Raw genomic sequence first — 15,328 nt, forward strand, 5'->3', positions numbered from 1 at the left:
CGTGTGCCGGGCGTTCGAGCGCGGGCGGGGCGAGGCTAGGGGCGGCTGGTTAGCCGCCGGTTACGTTCCTCGGGCCCGTTGCCGGCGCCGGGCGGCTCGCTCACCGCGGGCAGGGAGAGGGCGAACAGCCGGACCAGCGGATGGAACAGGTAGCACGGCTGCCCCCACTCGTCGGCGCCGCTGACCTCCAGCAGCGCGGCGTCGGCGAGCGCCTCCAGCAGACGTTCGGCGTCCGGCTCCGGCACATCCAGCAGTACGGCCGCCTTCAGCGCGGGGAACGGGTCGGTCCCCAGCTCGGCCAGTGCCGGAAGCACTTCCCGCACCTCGGGGTCCAGGGCACGCCATGACGGCAGCAGCGCGGTGTACACGTCCAGGTCGCCCGAGTGCAGTTCGCGCAGCCGGGTGGCCGGATCCGCCAGCCGCCGGGCCAGCCGGTCCGGCGCGCAGTGCGGCCGGGCGGCTATCCGGGTGCCGATGATCCGCAGTGCCAGCGGCAGGCCGGCGCAGTGCTCCACGATCGACGACGCCGCGCCCGGCGCGGCGCTCACCCGGTCGGGTCCCGCTGCCGCGGCGAGCAGTTCCAGCGAGGACCGGGCGCCGAACGGCTCCAGGGCGACGGTGTGCGCGCCGGCGACCGTGGGCAGCGCGGTGCGGCCGGTGATCAGTACGGCGGGCTCGGGAGTGTTGGGCAGCAGCGGGCCGAGCTGGGCGGCGCCCAGAGCGTTGTCCAGCAGGATCAGCAGCCGCCGTCCCCTGGTCCGTTCGCGGTAGAGACGGACCAGCTCGTCCAGATCCTCGGTGGCCGACACCTCGGTGGTCGACACCTCGGCCGGCCGGCCGAGGGCGCGCAGCAGATGCAGCAGTACGCGGGAGGGGTGCTGGGGTGTGCCGTCCGGCGCCCGGAGGTCGGCGTAGAGCTGCCCGTCGGGGAAGTGGCGCTGACAGCGGTGCGCGGCGTGCACGGCGAGGGCGGTCTTCCCGAGCCCCGCCATGCCGGTGACCAGTACACGGCGGGGGCGGTCGGCGGCTGCGGCGTCCGGTGTCAGCGCCCGGCACAGGACACTCAGCTCGCGCTCCCGGCCGGTGAAGTCGACGGTGTCCGGTGGCAGCATCGCGGGTACGGCGGCCCGCGGGCCGCCGTCCGCCACGGGGGCCGGGGCGGTCCGCCGGCCGGCCGGTGGTGCGCCGGGCTGCCGGTCGAGGCTGCCGTCGAGCAGCGCCTGGTACGTGGCCTTCAGTTCCTCGCCGGGGTCGACGCCCAGCTCGTCGGCGAGCACCTCACAGCCGTGGTGGTAGAGGCGAATGGCATCGGCCTGCCGGCCGGAGCGGCACAGGGCGGTCATGAGCTGGCTGCGGAGGTGCTCACGCAGCGGGAACTCGGCGACCAGACCGACCAGTTCGGCGGTGATCTGCTCATGCCTGCCGAGCCGCAGATCCGCGGTGACGCGGTGTTCCAGGGTGACCGTCCGGGCCTCGGTGAGCCGGGTGGCCTCGGCGTCGGCGAGGTAATCCGTGGTGTTGGCGAAGGGGAGTCCGTTCCACACACCCAGCGCGTCGCGCAGCAGATCCGCCGCCTTTTCGAAGTCGCTTTCGGAAAGTGCTTTCCGCCCGTCGCGGTCGAGCCGTTCAAATGCGAACAGGTCCAGCGTGGAATCGCCTATGGCCATGGCATATCCGGGAGGCCTGCGATCGATGAGGACTTCTTCGCCGAGTATTTTCCGCAGCCTGGAAACATACGTGTAGAGCTGGGCGCTCACGGTGGCCGGCGGTGTCCAGCCCCACAGCAGCCGGCTGAGCCGTTCGTCGGAGACGACCTCTCCGCGGGCCAGCAGCAGGGCCGCGAGGACGGTGTGCAGCTTCGCCCCGGAGAGCGGGATCCTGCGCCCGTCCCGACGTACCTCGACTGGCCCGAGCACTCGGAATTCCATGAGCAGCCCCGTTCGTGATTCATGGGAAGAATCTGCGAACGACGCTAGATGGGTGCGTTGTTCTCTCGATATCGTGGCGATTTCACGCGGTCCCCTGCGCACGAAATCCGAGGGACAAAGAATTGAAAGGAGGCGTCCCTACTGTTCCGTTCGTACCGCACCAGCGGCAATGACGGTCCACCGATGAGGGGATTCCAGATGCGCAGCACTCGTACGGCGAAGAGATCGACCACGGCCTGCCTGGTCGTGCTCGCAGGTCTGTTCGTGGGAGCCGGCGGCGTGACGAACGCCTCCGCGTCCCCGGCGCATGTCGCGGGTCCGCAGGACATGCCGTGGGGCGTCGTCAAGATGGTGAGCCCGCCGTTGGCCGGCGAGGACGGGGACATGCCGTGGGGCTGACCGGCCGCCGTACGCCGGGCAGGACCTCAGCCCGCCGGGCCGGCCAGCAGTAGATTCAACTCGGCGGCCGTGAAGGAACGTTGCGGCGAATCGCCGGCACCCTTCCCGCTTCCGCACTCGCCCGTGTCGCCGGCCACCGCGGCGAGCAGCCGCGCCGCCCGCGCCCGCCAGGGCTGCGCCCCCACTTCGCCGAACATGGCATGGGCCCGCCCGAACCTCTCCGCCGCCGCCGCGCTCCGGCCGCCGATCGCCTCCACGCAGCCGAGATCGGTCTCCACCCGGGCGCAGAGAAAACGGTCCGCCAGCTCCTCCGTGATCTCCAGGGCCTGCTGCAGCGTCCCCCCCGCCGCCGACAGCAGGCCCTGGCTCCACTGCGTCTGGCCCAGCCCGCGCAGCGCATGGGCCTCGCCCACCCGGTCGCCCTCCTTGCGGGTGAGCTGGAGCACCTCGCGGAACGAGTCCGCCGCCTCGGCCGGCTCCCCGGCCCGTAACCGGGCCTCGGCCAGCCGGTAGACGCTCTGCGCTTCGGCGCGTACGGAACCGGTACGCCGGCTCAGCGCCACCGCCTCGGCGGCGAGCGGCAGCGCCCGCTCCACCTCGCCGCGGTCCAGCTCGATCTGGGCGAGGAACCCCAGCAGATGGGCCTCGTTGCCGGTGTCACCCACCGCGTGGAAGCCCTCGAGCGCCGCCCGGCAGTACTCCAGCGCCCGGTCCCAGTCGCCCTGGAACCGGGCGCACATGGCCAGATTGCGCTGCGCCAGGGCGGCGCCGGGTCTCTCTCCGGTTTCCCGCAGCAGCCGCAGCGCCGCGGTGTTCCAGCCCTCGGCCTGCTCGTACCGTCGCTGATAGATGGCGAGTGACCCCAGCAGCCTCAGCATGGTCGCCTCGCCCGAACGGTCGCCGGTGCGCCGTGCCGACGACAGGGCCAGTTCGGCGCAGCGCTGCCAGTCCTCCAGATAGTTCCTGGTCTCGAAGTGCGGTACGGCGCTCTCGGTCAGAGCCCAGGCGTACCGCGCCCTGCCGGTCTCCGCCGCGTGCGCGACGACATCCGTGACGGCCGCGCGCTCGGACTCGAACCAGTCCAGCGGCGCGGTGAGCAGCTCATCGGCCAACTCCGGCAGGAATCGCGGTGCGGGAGCGGGTGCGCGGCCGACGGGGAATTCCCGCCCGTCCAGCCGCCGGTGCGCTTCCTCGGCGAGCCACAGCCAGGCGGCGAAAGTACGCTCCAGCGCCGCGTCGCACTCCTCTTCCGGCTCGTCCGCCTCCGCGCGCTCCCGGGCGAACAGCCGCAGCAGGTCCTGGAAGCGGTAGCGGGCCGCACGCCCGGGCTCGGTGTCGGCGACTTCCAGCAGCTGCGCGTCGACGAGCTGGTCGATCAGCGCCTCCGCGTGCCAGACGTCGGTGTCGAGGACCGCCGCTCCGGCCCAGGCCGCGAAGTCGGCGGTGCGCAGCAGCCCGAGCCGGCGGTACAGCCGGGCCGTTTCCTCGGGGAGGTCGCGGTACGTGAGCCGGAACCCCGCGCGCACCCCGCCCTCACTGGGGCTGAGCTCGTCCAGCCGCCGCCGCTGATCCCGCAGGCGCTCCACCAGGCCGCGTACGCTCAGATTGGGCTTGGCGGCCAGCCGGGCGCCGGCGATCCGCAACGCCAGCGGAAGACAGTCGCAGAGCGCGCTCAGCTGTTCCACGGCCACCGGATCGCTGCCGAACCGGTCGGCTCCGGCGATCTTCGTCAGCAGGGTGGTCGCCTCGCCAGGTTTCAGGACCCGCAGTCTGATCCGCAGCGTCGTGTAGTCGCCGGTCAGATCGTCGAGCGTCTCCCGGCTGGTGGCCAGCACCACGCTGCGGCCGCCTCCTGGAAGGAGCGGTCTGAGCCGGGCGAACGAACGCACGTTGTCGAGAACGATCAATGTCCTGCGCGTGCTGAGGATGCTGCGGAACAGCGCGCCCCGCTCGTCGGGATCCCCCGGGATCTGCGGGGCGGGCACCCCGAGAGCGCGCAGAAAGCGGTCGAGTACGGCAGCCGGGGAGACCGGGGCGTGCTCCTCGTCGTATCCGCGCAGGTCGGCGAAGAGCTGACCGTCCGGGAACCGCTCCGTGGCCTGGCTGGCCCAGTGCACCGCCAGGGCGGTCTTCCCCACGCCGCCCACGCCGACGATGGTCGCCACGGCCGGCGCGTGGAGGTTGTACTGGTCCTTCAACAGGCGGTCCAGAGCCGCCAGTTCCTCCTGACGGCCGGTGAATCCCATGACGTCCGCAGGCAGCTGCGCCGGAACGGTCTGCGGCGCCACGGGTCTCATCTGCCTGGCGTCCGGGGGCCGGGTCAGCTCAGGGGAGTCCCTGAGGATCAGGTCGTGCAACTGCTGCAGGGCGGGGCCCGGTTCGATCCCGAGTTCCTCGCAGAGCAGCCGTCGTCCCTGCCGGAAGACGTCCAGAGCCTCGGCGCGCTGTCCGCAGCGGTACAGCGCCAGCATCAGCTGCTCACGGGTCTGCTCGCGCAGCGGGTACTGCTGGACCAGTTCGGTGAGTTCCCCCGTCAGGGCGCGGTGCCGGCCGAGCTCCAGCATGAGCCCGGCCCGTTCCTCGATCAGGTCGAGCCGCAACTGCTGCAGGCGGGTCGCCTCCGCCTCGATCCGCTCCCCGGTCAGCTCACCCAGCGCCGGCCCCCGCCACGTGCTGAGTGCCTCCTCCAGCAGAGCGCAGGCTTCTTCGGCCCGCCCCTGCCGCGCGGCCTCGCGACCGCGCTCCGCCTGCTCCATGAACTCGCGTACGTCGATACGGTGCTCGCCCCTGGCCAGCACATAACCCGGGGGAGAGGTGACCAAGAGGTCGGTCACCCCGGCCTGTTTGAAGTTCTTGCGCAACGTGGCGATGCAGATCGCGATCTGATTGCGGGCGGTCGCGGGAGGGGAATCAGGCCAGACCGCGTCCACGAGGCTGTCGACGGAAACCGTACGGTCCGCGGACAGCAACAGCATCGCGAGAACGGTGGACTGTCGCCGCCCATTGATGCGCAGCGGCCCTTCGTCGGTCTGGACGAGAAGCGGACCCAGCATTCTGAAGACGAACTGATTCAACAGACCCCCCGGCCCCAGCTGCCTGCTCGAGGGCGGTAACGGTACAGCAAGGAAGCGCACTTGATGAGGGTCCGAACTTCAGCTGGGAGTAGGGAATTCAAGCCGTTCGACAGCCCCGGCGGTTTATGGCACGCGGTGTGGCAGGACCGGAGTCCGGCGGTTGCCGACGTACGACGCACAACGCTGTTCAGGTCGGACGGCGCCGGATCGGCCGGTCAGGCGGACGCGGGGCCGGCCACTGGGCGCGTGGCGGCGGCGTCTTCGCCGAAGGTGACCGAGTGCAGCCCGAGCGAGAGTTCGCGCAGCAACTCGACGGCCCTGCGGAACTCGTCTTCCCCACCGAGGGCCTCACGCAGGTCCCGCGCGAGAACGGCGTGGCCCGCGTCGACCTGGCGCATGGCGGCCACCCCCTCGTCGGTGGCCGTAAGGAGTTTGGCCCGCCGGTGGGCCGGATTCTCCCGGTAGAACGCCAGCCCCTGCTCCACAAGGAGGTCCGCTATACGTTGCACGCTCTGCCGGGTGAGACCCACACTGCGGGCGATGCCTGAGACGGACATCGGTTCGGTCGTCACCACGCTCAGTATCTGCCACCGTGCCGCGCTCAGTCCGCACGGGTGCGCCAGCTGGTCGAGTACGGCCGTGAACCTGCCGTTCAGCCGGAAGACGGCCACGGCGGCGCGGCTGAACGCGTCGACGTCACGCATGCCACCGCGGGTGGCCTTGCCGGACTCAGCGATATTCACCATGGCCCCTTCCACAGGACTCCTCCGTCCCGGTCGGCCCCGGCGCCGGAGACGACGGCGGTCTCGTGGCGACTACCGCGGCGTGAGGTACGACCCCCCGCCGGATCGGACCGCTGAACAGTACATGGCAAGTCGTTGCCCGCGCCCGAGGTCGGACCCATTCCGTTCGTGATGACGCGAGGGCCCCTTGGGGGACCGGCGACACGAGGAGGCGGCATCGTTGCCTGCAAGTGAAGGTGGCCATCGGCCGGAGAGGTTCGTGGTGGAGAAGGGCCCCACCTCCTGCCAACCCCCCTGGCTGTACATCAGGATGTGTTGCCCGGTACGCCAGTCGGGTCAGCCGGCTCCCACAGCCAGAAAGTGAACCGGGCTCGTCGAAACGGAAGAACCGCGAGGGCCGTCGCCCGCTCCCGCGCGGTGAGCGCGTCGGCGGCAGAGCTCTCCAACAGCTCCTCGCACCAGTGGCCGGACCTTGTACGCCCAGGTGGTGAAGAGGTCGGCCAAGGTCCGTACCCGCGAGCCGGCTTCAGCGGATTCGGGCACTCCGTCATGCAGCACGCGCCTGACGTGGAGACGGATGGCGTGCAGCATGTAGCGGCGGCCGATGAACCGGTGGAGGACTGACGCCGCTTGCGCGGTGTCGTGCACGCCGAATCTTCTCACCAGGTACTGTTCCGGCTCGCTCGCCACCATGGGCATGAGAACGTTCAAGCCCTTCGGGACGGCTTGGTCGTCGTCCGGGACAAGGTCGCGGAAACGCGCTGTCGATGTCGGTGGAGTCCAGTACCGCCAAGGGGCGACGCAGCCGGCGCAGCACCACGTCCGCGGCCTCGTCCCGTGTTCCGACCGGCTCCAGGGCCTGCAATTCCCGGTCCCGGTGTTCGAGGAAGAAGAGTCAGGGCCGTCACCCTGGTGACATGTGGTGTGGAGGTCGTCCACGCCAGCCCGAGCGCGTCCGCGTCGAATCCCCAGCGCGTGATGCTGGTCGCAGCGACGGCAGTGTGTCGCGCAGTGCGGTCAGGGTGGCTGCGGCGTAGCCGTAGAAGAACCGCATGCCATTGGGCTCGGCGAGCCGCGCCACCAGACCATCCACCCAGAAAATCCCAGAAGCATGGCGAAGACCCGGCCGTCATCCCCTCCCGGATCCCAGGACTCCTCGCCGAGGAGAGTCAGGCGGATCGCAGCCACAGGCAGCGGTTCGGTGCACGGGCCGGCCGGACCGGCAGGCATCGGAGCGCCCGCTGGTAAACTGGCCGCACGCTTCGACACCGCCGGGGCCCGTACCGAGGGGTACGGGCCCCGGCGCGTTCCGGGCGCCAGATCGAGGAAGGTTCCCCATGAACGCGAAGCCGCCGGCTCCTGGACTGTCCCGTTCCGGCAAGCCCCGGCGTGTGACAGCGCCGCAGGGTGAACTCTCGACCCCGCAGACGGTGGCCCCCGGCCTGCCGCCCTCCGAGTCCTTCGACGCACTCGGGCTGCCTCCTGAGCTGATGAAGACGATGACCGGCCTCGGGGTGACCGAGCCTTTCCCGATCCAGGCGGCGACCCTGCCCAACGCGCTGGCCGGCCGCGACGTCCTCGGCCGCGCGCGGACCGGCTCCGGCAAGACGCTTGCTTTCGGGCTCGCGCTGCTCGTCCGGACGGCGGGCCTGCGAGCGGAGTCGAAGCGGCCGCTGGCACTGGTCCTCGTGCCGACCCGGGAACTCGCGCAGCAGGTGAGCGACGCGCTGGCGCCGTACGCGCAGGCGCTGAACGTGCGACTGGCGACGGTGGTCGGCGGGCTGTCGATCAACAAGCAGTCGGCGCTGTTGCGGGCCGGTGTCGAGGTGGTCGTCGCAACGCCGGGGCGGCTGGCCGACCTGGTGTCGCGTCGGGACTGTCACCTGAATCAGGTGCGGATCACGGTGCTGGACGAGGCGGACCAGATGTGCGACCTGGGGTTCCTGCCGCAAGTCTCGGACATCCTGGACCAGGTCCGCCCCGACGGGCAGCGGCTGCTGTTTTCGGCCACGCTCGACCGCAACGTCGACCAGCTGGTGCGGGGCTACCTGCACGACCCGGTGCTCGCCTCGCTCGACCGGGTGGCGGGCTCGGTCACCACGATGGAACACCATGTGCTGAACATCCACGCCGCCGACAAGTACGCGACCGCGACCGAAATCGCCGCGCGGGACGGCCGGGTACTGATGTTCCTGGACACCAAGGCCGGCGTGGACCAGTTCACCCGTCACCTGCGGGCCTGCGGTGTACGGGCTGCCGCCCTGCACAGCGGGAAGTCGCAGCCACAGCGCACGCACACGCTCGACCGGTTCAAGGACGGTGAGATCACCGTGCTGGTGGCCACCAATGTCGCGGCGCGGGGCATACACATCGACGCGCTCGACCTTGTCGTCAACGTCGACCCTCCGGCCGACGCCAAGGACTACCTGCACCGCGGCGGGCGCACGGCGCGCGCCGGGGAGTCCGGGAACGTGGTCACCCTGGTCACCCCCAACCAGCGGCGCGATGTGAACCGGATGATGACCGACGCCCGCATCCGGCCGACTGTCACACAGGTGCGCTCCGGCGAGGAGAAGCTGGCCACCATTACCGGGGCGAAGCGCCCGCCGTCCCCGGCGAAGCCCAGCAGCGGCAACGCCCCCTTCCGCGGCATCGGTACGCGTCCGGGCCGCCCCGCGAAGGAGTCCCGCAAAGCCGCCGAAGCTCGCCAGACAGCGGAAGCCCGCGCAGCGGCCCGGGTACGCAAGGGCGGCCACTGACGACGCCGGACGGATCGGCGACGGCACCCATGAGGTCGTCCGGCAGGACTACGGCTGCACGTGATCTGCCCCGGTCTGCTACTGACCGCTTGTACCGGCCTGCCGCCGGCGTCCAACGGGGTTGGTGGTGGTCGGCCCAGAGGTACGTATAAGCTCCCCGCCATGGTTGCGGCCCGGCCAATCCTCAAGGTGCTGCGGTCCCGTTCCTACGCAGCGGGCCCGTGGCGCACGTCGGTGTTGGCTGTGCTACTCCTCGCACTGATGTACACACACGGTGTCAGTGGGGAGAGCGCCGCAGGCCACGCCCACCCCGGGGCGTCCACCTCCGCGACCCAGCACGCCACTGCGGCAGCGCACCATCACGACGGGCTCGGCTCACACTCCGACCAGCGGCACTCCGACCACGACGATGCCCCGGAGTCCGAACACGCGGCTCACCAGTGTGTGTCCGGCCACCCCGAGCAGGGTGTCGCGCTGCCTGCCCCGTGCGAAGCTCCGATGATCCGGTCTCCGCACGCGCACGCGTACGCACACAACGACGGTCGACCCGGCGCTGCTCGCTGGGCGGCTCCCCCGTTGCCGGACTCAACGGTCCTCCGTATCTAAATCTTCTGGATCTTCGCGCCTGGGAACCCCCGACGACTCGTTGGGCACACCCCGTGCTGCCTCCCCCTGCGTGAGGCAGCGGTTCCGCCATGCCGCGCGGGCGCTCCTTCCGCTGGCCGCACGCAAACAGCGGCGCGGAGCCGTGGGCCGGCCTCGCGTTCCGCTGTTCCCACGCAATCCGGCCCTTCGGCCCCGAATTGCCTGCCCTCATGTCTCCGCGAGAGGTCCAAGGCGATCAGTGCAGTCCCCATGCCCTACCGAACCCACCCTTGAAAGGCCAGCAGCTCTTGTCCTCCGTATCCGGTCTCGCCACCACCCCGCCCCCGACCCCGCCGCAGCCGGCCCCCAGCCATCGCCGTTCCGCCAGGAGCCGGGAAGGCGCTTCCCTCCCGTGGCGCTACCTCGGTTACGTCGGCTACTACGTGGGTGCCGGACTCATCAGCGGCGCGGTCGTGCACCACCCCATGGATCCGACCCGCTATTCGATAATCGCTGGATCCGGCGTGCTGGTCTTCCTGGTCGCAACCGTTCTCAACGACATCGTCCTCGCCACCGAGAAGCCCGCCCTGTCACGCATGGTGCGGGTGCTGGGCACGTCGACCATGCTCTCGTTCGGCCTCGGCATGCTCAGCGGCGGCATGCAGCACTTCGCGGACCTGCCGGACCGCTGTGCCGTCCTGATACCGCTGGGGATCGTCCTGTCCTTCGTCGCCTACTTCCTGAAGGAGGACAAGAGGCCGTGGCGGCGCATCTTCGGCCTCATGGGCCTGGCGGTCCTGATCGTCACAGCCCTCACCTTTGCCGGCCTGCGCCACATTGCCCCCACCATGGCCGAGGGAGCCGGTGGCGGACACAGCCACAGCGATGTCGAGACCGAGAAGGGCAGCGACCAAGGACCTGAGGGCGACCACGGCACCGGCACCGGCACCGCCGGTCCGACCTCCGAGCCCACCCCGCCCGCGAAGGACACTCGCCCCAGCGAGGAGCCCGGGCACGAAGACGGCCACAGCCATTGAGCGTCAGCCGGCGACGCGTGCCGTGTAGTCCCCGGCCGATTCCACCGCTGCCAGGAGAGCCGCGGTGTCCACGTCGGTGCCCTCCTCAAGACGCACGACGCTGCGTCCGGCGCGTACGTCCGTGGCGGCCGAACGCACACCGGGGAGGTCCTCCAGTTCGTCGTCGATCAGCAGGCCGCAGCTGTTGCAGTGCATGCCCTCGATGAGGAGTTCCACCTGCGGGCCGCCGGTTTCACGCTCGGACTTGTTCTTACGGCCGAACAGTTTCACGACAGGTCCTTCTTGAACTCGATGGTGCCGGTCTGCATACCCATGGCGCAGGAGAAGAGGAGCGTGCCGGGCTTACGGGTGCCCAGGTCGACCTCCGTGTCACCGTCGCGCTTGACGATCTCCGAGACCCCGAGTTCGGGGATGGTGAACGCCCTGGCGCACCCGCCCGAGTCGTTCCCGCGCAGTACCAGCGTGGTGGGCACACCGGCCTCAGCGGTGAACTGCGTCGGGACGTAGAAGTCCGTCACGGTCAAAGTGACGATCTGCTTCCCGGACGCGTCCGTACGTACTGGAGCGTCGGCCGGGGGCGTCTCCTCACCCTTGGTACCGGAATCGCGGGCCGCGGCACTTGATTCGCCGCCCTCGACGATGAACGGCCCCCTGGCGGCCGCCTCCTTGTCGGGGGCGTCGAAGGACATCCAGCCGCCCGCTTGCAGCGCGGCAGCCACCGTCCATACGGCGATGCTGAGCACCATGACGCCGGTCAGGGCGGCCAGCCGTCCGGACAGCGCCTGGCTACCGCGGCGGAACAAGTAGCCGAGGGCGGCGAACAGCGGTGCGGTGCCGAGGACGAACCCGGCCATCACCGCGGCCCCGGCCACCGGGGAGCCGGAGGTGATGGCGAGCAGCTCCATCGAGAGCGTCACACCGCAGGGCACCAACACGGTGGCGAACCCGATGAGCGCGGGAGTGGCGACCGAGTCGGTCCGGGCGCTTCGCCGCATGAGTCGTCCGAACGAGGCCGGGGGCCGGGGCACCAGCCGCCCCACGCCCTTGACGCCGAACAGGTCCAGCGCGAACAGCACCATGAGCAGCCCTGCGGCCAGCAGGAGTACGGCCTGGGTACGGGGGCTCGGCTGCAGCGCGTCACCGAAAACGCCCAGCAGCGCGCCGAGCAGCGTGTGGGAGACCAGCTTCCCGGCCAGAAACGGCCCGACCGGAGCCAGCGGCGCAGCGGCTTCTTCGACGGCGGATTTCCCGGCGCCGGCGGAGGTACGGCGGCGGGTCACCGCGCCGGCGAGCAGACCCCCCTGAACGGCGGCGCACGAGGCGCCACCGGCGAGCAGACCGGTGCTCGCACCGGTGATCAGCAAAGCGACGGACGACGGCATGCGTCGTTACTCCAGTTCTGCGACGACGGCACGCGCGCACGGATATCCGGGCGTGCCGAGGCGGACGTGAGGGAACGCGGTGTCCCGCAAGGCATCAACCTCGCGGGCGGCGAGTCGTCACGTCCGCGACACGCACAACCGGTGCAGATCAGGAGGAGCCACCATCGGTGGCGGGGCATGGGGCCGCGTCATCACCAGCGCGGGGGAGCATGCCGTCGCCGGCAGCGTGGCCGCGGACACCTGGCCCGACGGACCGCCCTGCCCGAGCGTGGCCGCCGGCGCCGCACACTGTTCCTCGGCCGCCGGGCAACGCGGACTGTGGTCCGGAGACGACTCCGCTACGGCCGAAGGCGCAGCATGCCCACGATGCTCCGCATGACTGGCCGGATGACTGGCTCCGGAGTGCGGGGCCATCCGCAGGGGTCCTGGCATTGCCGTCGCGGGACGTGCCAGCCCCGACAGACAGACGAACAGCGCGCACACCAGCAGTGCCCCGGACCAGGTCCGGAGCGGCAGCGGCACGCGTCGCGACATGCGCGCCATGCTAAGCCATCACGGACCTGCGGAAGTTGCGCCTGGCGATCGACCCGTCGGCGGGTCAGAGGGGCGCCGATTAGGATGCCGGTATGAGACAGCACGCGTGGTACGAGGCCCGGCCCGGTGGGCTGCGGGCGCACGTGCTGCTCGTGCTGGCTGTGCTGGTGGGTGTGGTGGCCATGCACGGACTGGGCCCTGCTGTCTCTCCGGTGTCGTACGCCGCCGAGCCGGAAATCCGCCATGCGGTCACGGCTGCGGCCTCTTCGCACGCCGGCGCGGCGAGCGGCCCGGCAGCCGGGTGTGAGGACTGCGTCCACGTCGGTCATGACGACGGCGGTGCCGGTGGACATGCCGAGCACGCCGACGCCACCTGTGCTGCCGGCGGTACGAGCGGAACGCCCGCACTGCCTGCCCCGGCTCTGGCCGGGGCGGTTACTTGCCCGACTGCCGACGTACCCGCACCCGCCCCCGCGGCCGCGCTCGGCGGGCGGGCCCCGCCCTCATTGAGCGAACTGCAACTCCTGCGCATATAGGCGGCCCCGGCACGCCCGAGCCCTTCGGCCGGTAGCGCCGGCTGAAAGCCATGCCTGAATCAGCGCACACACAGGAGTCGCACCACCATGACCGCACACCGTTCCATGATCCGCCGTGCCGCCGCTGTGGCGGCCGCGGCCACCGCCGCCGTCGCACTCGCCGCCTGCGGCGGGGGAAATGACAGCTCGGCCGGCCACGACGGCCACGACAAGACCTCCTCGCCGAGCGCGTCGGCCTCTGCCCAGCACGGCGAGCAGAACGCCGCCGACGTCGCCTTCGCGAAGGGGATGATCCCGCACCACCGGCAGGCGGTCGAGATGGCCGAGCTGGCGGAGACCCGGGCGCAGTCCGCCGAGGTCAAGAAGCTGGCCGCGGAGATCAAGAAGGCGCAGGACCCGGAGATCAAGACCCTGTCCGGGTGGCTCACCTCATGGGGCGAGGACGTGCCCACGGAGGACGAGAGCGCGGAGCACGGCGGGCACTCCATGTCCGGGATGATGACGCCCGAGGAGATGGACGAGCTGGAGAAGTCCTCCGGCGCGGCGTTCGACACCGCGTTCATGGAGATGATGATCAAGCACCATGAAGGCGCGATCGAGATGGCCGAGACCGAGCAGTCCGACGGTGCCTACCAGCCCGCCAAGGACATGGCCGGTGACATCATCGCCTCGCAGAGCGCCGAGATCACCCGCATGAACAAGCTGCTCGGCAAGAGCTGACCGTACGCGCCGCAACGCGGGGGGCGGCCACCAGTCGCCCCCCGCGTTCCCTGAGACTGGAAAGCGAGAGGGAGGACGTCATGGATCACGATCACGCCGACCATGGTCACGGCGGGCACGTGGGGGCCGGTGGGGCTTCCTGGGGTACCGCTGCGCGGGCGACGGCTCACTGCCTGACCGGGTGCGCGATCGGCGAGATCCTGGGCATGGCCATCGGCACCACCCTGCTCTGGGGCAACGTCCCCACCATGGTGCTGGCGATCGCCCTGGCCTTCCTGTTCGGCTACTCCTTCACCCTGTACGCGGTACGCAGGGCGGGCCTCGGGCTCAAGGCCGCCATCCGCGTCGCCCTCGCTGCCGACACCGTGTCCATCGCCGTGATGGAATTCGTGGACAACCTGATCATCGCCCTTACTCCCGGTGCCTTGGACGCCCACCTGTCCGACGGGCTGTTCTGGGGCGCGCTCCTGGGAGGCTTCGCCGTCGCGTTCGTCATCACCACGCCGCTGAACAAGTGGATGATCGGTCGCGGCAAGGGCCACGCGGTGGTTCACGCCTACCACTGACCCCTGCGGCTGAGCCCATGGCGGCCTGTCCCGCATCCGGGCCGTTCCCCCGATGCGGGCCCTTGGCGTTTGCGCCGATACCGCGCTCGATTTCCGGCCACGGCACGGCAGTTGGCAGCCGTGCTTCACCTGCGCTGTTGCGTCTGAGTGTGCGTTGTACGGCCCGATGCGCGCGTCGTGTTCGCGACCGGGGCGGTGGGGAGCCGCCTGGACGAGCCGTTAGGATCACGGCATGGTCACGGCTTGGTCGTCTTCCCGCATGTCGCGGGCCCGCTCGTCAGCGGGTCAGCTGCGCGTGCTGTGGGTGGCGATGACGCTGTTCGCCTTTGTGTACGCGCACGGCGTGAGCGCCGAGGCCGTCACCGGCCATCTCGACGCAAGCGCGGCGGCGCCGGCAGTGGCTGCCCTGCATGACCATGCCGTCGAGAACGCCCCGGTGGATCACCCCGGCGGTGGGCAGCACCTCCCGTCCCATCCGGCTCAGGAGTGCGTGCCCGGTCAGCCCCAGCAGACGCCTGCTCTGGACGCCCCCGGTCTCTGCGCCCTCGTCGAGCAGGACCCGAACGACCTGCCGCCGTCTGTGCTGGTCGCGTTTGGTGACGTGGCGTCGGCCAAGCAATTGCCGAGCACGTCGATAAGAGCCACAGTTCTGCAGATCTAGGATCCGGCGAACTCTTCGCCGGCCCCTCGACGCCCTCCCCTGGTCACGACTCCGGGACAGCCCATCGCGGCTGCGGGCCCGATGCGGCCAGCCATCGCCGCGACCAGCCTCACCTCCTCGCCCGCACGGCGCACGTCGCCCGGTGAGACAGGTTTCTGCGGCGGTGCACTGACACTGCCCGTCCCGCCCGCCGTTTCGCTGCGCCTCTTGGCGTACGACGGCCGTCTGCGGAGGAACTGTGCTCTCACCGTCCCGCATTCCCCCACGCCCCGCCGCTTCCTCTGCGCAGCGCAGACTGCTCGCCCTGCTCCTGAGCGGCCTGCTGTTGCTCGTACTCGACTGTGCCCAGCTCCTGCACGAGTCCGGCGATGCTCACCGCTCAGTCCATACGCTCTCCGACGTTC

14 protein-coding genes are annotated in these 15,328 nt (G+C 70.6%); 8 read left to right on the forward strand and 6 right to left on the reverse strand.

Going from position 1 to position 15,328, the window contains the following annotated elements:
* Window positions 1-35 precede the first annotated feature (35 nt).
* Window positions 36-1,928, reverse strand: coding sequence for a BTAD domain-containing putative transcriptional regulator (locus ABZX79_RS04240; RefSeq protein WP_355251322.1), 1,893 nt, complete (start codon window positions 1,926-1,928; stop codon window positions 36-38).
* A gap of 198 nt (window positions 1,929-2,126) precedes the next feature.
* Between ABZX79_RS04240 and ABZX79_RS04245 the strand changes: the two genes are divergently transcribed.
* Complete coding sequence (locus ABZX79_RS04245; RefSeq protein WP_355251325.1) at window positions 2,127-2,327, forward strand: hypothetical protein; 201 nt, start codon at window positions 2,127-2,129, stop codon at window positions 2,325-2,327.
* Window positions 2,328-2,353: 26 nt separating this feature from the next.
* Here ABZX79_RS04245 and ABZX79_RS04250 read toward each other — a convergent pair whose 3' ends face one another.
* Together ABZX79_RS04250 and ABZX79_RS04255 are read right to left on the reverse strand one after the other, a co-directional pair.
* The gene (locus ABZX79_RS04250) at window positions 2,354-5,380 is read right to left on the reverse strand and encodes a BTAD domain-containing putative transcriptional regulator (RefSeq protein WP_355251328.1); all 3,027 of its coding nucleotides are present in this window, start codon (window positions 5,378-5,380) and stop codon (window positions 2,354-2,356) included.
* A gap of 236 nt (window positions 5,381-5,616) precedes the next feature.
* Window positions 5,617-6,105 carry a MarR family transcriptional regulator gene (locus tag ABZX79_RS04255; protein ID WP_355251980.1) on the reverse strand — a complete coding sequence of 163 codons (489 nt, stop codon included), beginning with the start codon at window positions 6,103-6,105 and terminating at the stop codon, window positions 5,617-5,619.
* Window positions 6,106-7,481: 1,376 nt separating this feature from the next.
* Here ABZX79_RS04255 and ABZX79_RS04260 point away from each other — a divergent pair.
* From ABZX79_RS04260 to ABZX79_RS04270, 3 genes are all read left to right on the forward strand, one after another.
* Window positions 7,482-8,903, forward strand: a complete 1,422-nt coding sequence (locus ABZX79_RS04260) for a DEAD/DEAH box helicase (RefSeq protein ID WP_355251331.1) — start codon at window positions 7,482-7,484, stop codon at window positions 8,901-8,903.
* 162 nt (window positions 8,904-9,065) lie between these two features.
* Window positions 9,066-9,509: a DUF6153 family protein gene (locus ABZX79_RS04265; RefSeq protein WP_355251334.1), complete on the forward strand. Its 444-nt coding sequence runs from the start codon at window positions 9,066-9,068 to the stop codon at window positions 9,507-9,509.
* A gap of 287 nt (window positions 9,510-9,796) precedes the next feature.
* Window positions 9,797-10,525, forward strand: a complete 729-nt coding sequence (locus ABZX79_RS04270; protein WP_355251337.1) for a hypothetical protein — start codon at window positions 9,797-9,799, stop codon at window positions 10,523-10,525.
* Window positions 10,526-10,528: 3 nt separating this feature from the next.
* Here ABZX79_RS04270 and ABZX79_RS04275 read toward each other — a convergent pair whose 3' ends face one another.
* Window positions 10,529-10,795 (reverse strand): cation transporter, encoded by a 267-nt coding sequence (locus tag ABZX79_RS04275; protein ID WP_355251340.1) that lies wholly within the window; start codon window positions 10,793-10,795, stop codon window positions 10,529-10,531.
* A complete protein-coding gene (locus tag ABZX79_RS04280; RefSeq protein ID WP_355251343.1) occupies window positions 10,792-11,907 on the reverse strand; it encodes a sulfite exporter TauE/SafE family protein in 1,116 nt (371 codons plus the stop codon). Before ABZX79_RS04280 ends, ABZX79_RS04275 begins: the two co-directional genes overlap by 4 nt.
* A gap of 626 nt (window positions 11,908-12,533) precedes the next feature.
* Between ABZX79_RS04280 and ABZX79_RS04285 the strand changes: the two genes are divergently transcribed.
* The 4 genes from ABZX79_RS04285 (at window position 12,534) to ABZX79_RS04300 (ending at window position 14,924) form a co-directional block, all read left to right on the forward strand.
* A complete protein-coding gene (locus tag ABZX79_RS04285; protein ID WP_355251346.1) occupies window positions 12,534-12,977 on the forward strand; it encodes a DUF6153 family protein in 444 nt (147 codons plus the stop codon).
* Between the two features lie 87 nt (window positions 12,978-13,064).
* Complete coding sequence (locus ABZX79_RS04290) at window positions 13,065-13,697, forward strand: DUF305 domain-containing protein (protein WP_355251349.1); 633 nt, start codon at window positions 13,065-13,067, stop codon at window positions 13,695-13,697.
* An 80-nt stretch (window positions 13,698-13,777) separates the two neighbouring features.
* Window positions 13,778-14,263 carry a DUF4396 domain-containing protein gene (locus ABZX79_RS04295; RefSeq protein WP_355251352.1) on the forward strand — a complete coding sequence of 162 codons (486 nt, stop codon included), beginning with the start codon at window positions 13,778-13,780 and terminating at the stop codon, window positions 14,261-14,263.
* A 232-nt stretch (window positions 14,264-14,495) separates the two neighbouring features.
* Window positions 14,496-14,924, forward strand: coding sequence for a hypothetical protein (locus ABZX79_RS04300; protein WP_355251355.1), 429 nt, complete (start codon window positions 14,496-14,498; stop codon window positions 14,922-14,924).
* 244 nt (window positions 14,925-15,168) lie between these two features.
* On the opposite strand, the gene ABZX79_RS04305 is transcribed toward ABZX79_RS04300, so the two are convergent.
* Entirely contained in the window at window positions 15,169-15,300 is a 132-nt protein-coding gene (locus tag ABZX79_RS04305; protein WP_355251358.1) for a hypothetical protein, read from the reverse strand.
* Between the last annotated feature and the right edge of the window lie 28 nt (window positions 15,301-15,328).

Origin of the sequence: Streptomyces sp. NPDC002994 (assembly GCF_040611155.1) — a bacterium.
Classification (GTDB): domain Bacteria; phylum Actinomycetota; class Actinomycetes; order Streptomycetales; family Streptomycetaceae; genus Streptomyces.

Excerpts from the sequence above, each read along its gene's own strand:
- ABZX79_RS04245 (WP_355251325.1), top strand. The coding sequence starts at position 2,127 with ATGCGCAGCACTCGTACGGCGAAGAGATCGACCACGGCCTGCCTGGTC.
- ABZX79_RS04255 (WP_355251980.1), bottom strand. The coding sequence starts at position 6,105 with ATGCGTGACGTCGACGCGTTCAGCCGCGCCGCCGTGGCCGTCTTCCGG.
- ABZX79_RS04260 (WP_355251331.1), top strand. The coding sequence starts at position 7,482 with ATGAACGCGAAGCCGCCGGCTCCTGGACTGTCCCGTTCCGGCAAGCCC.
- ABZX79_RS04285 (WP_355251346.1), top strand. The coding sequence starts at position 12,534 with ATGAGACAGCACGCGTGGTACGAGGCCCGGCCCGGTGGGCTGCGGGCG.
- ABZX79_RS04265 (WP_355251334.1), top strand. The coding sequence starts at position 9,066 with ATGGTTGCGGCCCGGCCAATCCTCAAGGTGCTGCGGTCCCGTTCCTAC.
- ABZX79_RS04250 (WP_355251328.1), bottom strand. The coding sequence starts at position 5,380 with ATGCTGGGTCCGCTTCTCGTCCAGACCGACGAAGGGCCGCTGCGCATC.
- ABZX79_RS04300 (WP_355251355.1), top strand. The coding sequence starts at position 14,496 with ATGGTCACGGCTTGGTCGTCTTCCCGCATGTCGCGGGCCCGCTCGTCA.
- ABZX79_RS04290 (WP_355251349.1), top strand. The coding sequence starts at position 13,065 with ATGACCGCACACCGTTCCATGATCCGCCGTGCCGCCGCTGTGGCGGCC.
- ABZX79_RS04240 (WP_355251322.1), bottom strand. The coding sequence starts at position 1,928 with ATGGAATTCCGAGTGCTCGGGCCAGTCGAGGTACGTCGGGACGGGCGC.
- ABZX79_RS04295 (WP_355251352.1), top strand. The coding sequence starts at position 13,778 with ATGGATCACGATCACGCCGACCATGGTCACGGCGGGCACGTGGGGGCC.
- ABZX79_RS04280 (WP_355251343.1), bottom strand. The coding sequence starts at position 11,907 with ATGCCGTCGTCCGTCGCTTTGCTGATCACCGGTGCGAGCACCGGTCTG.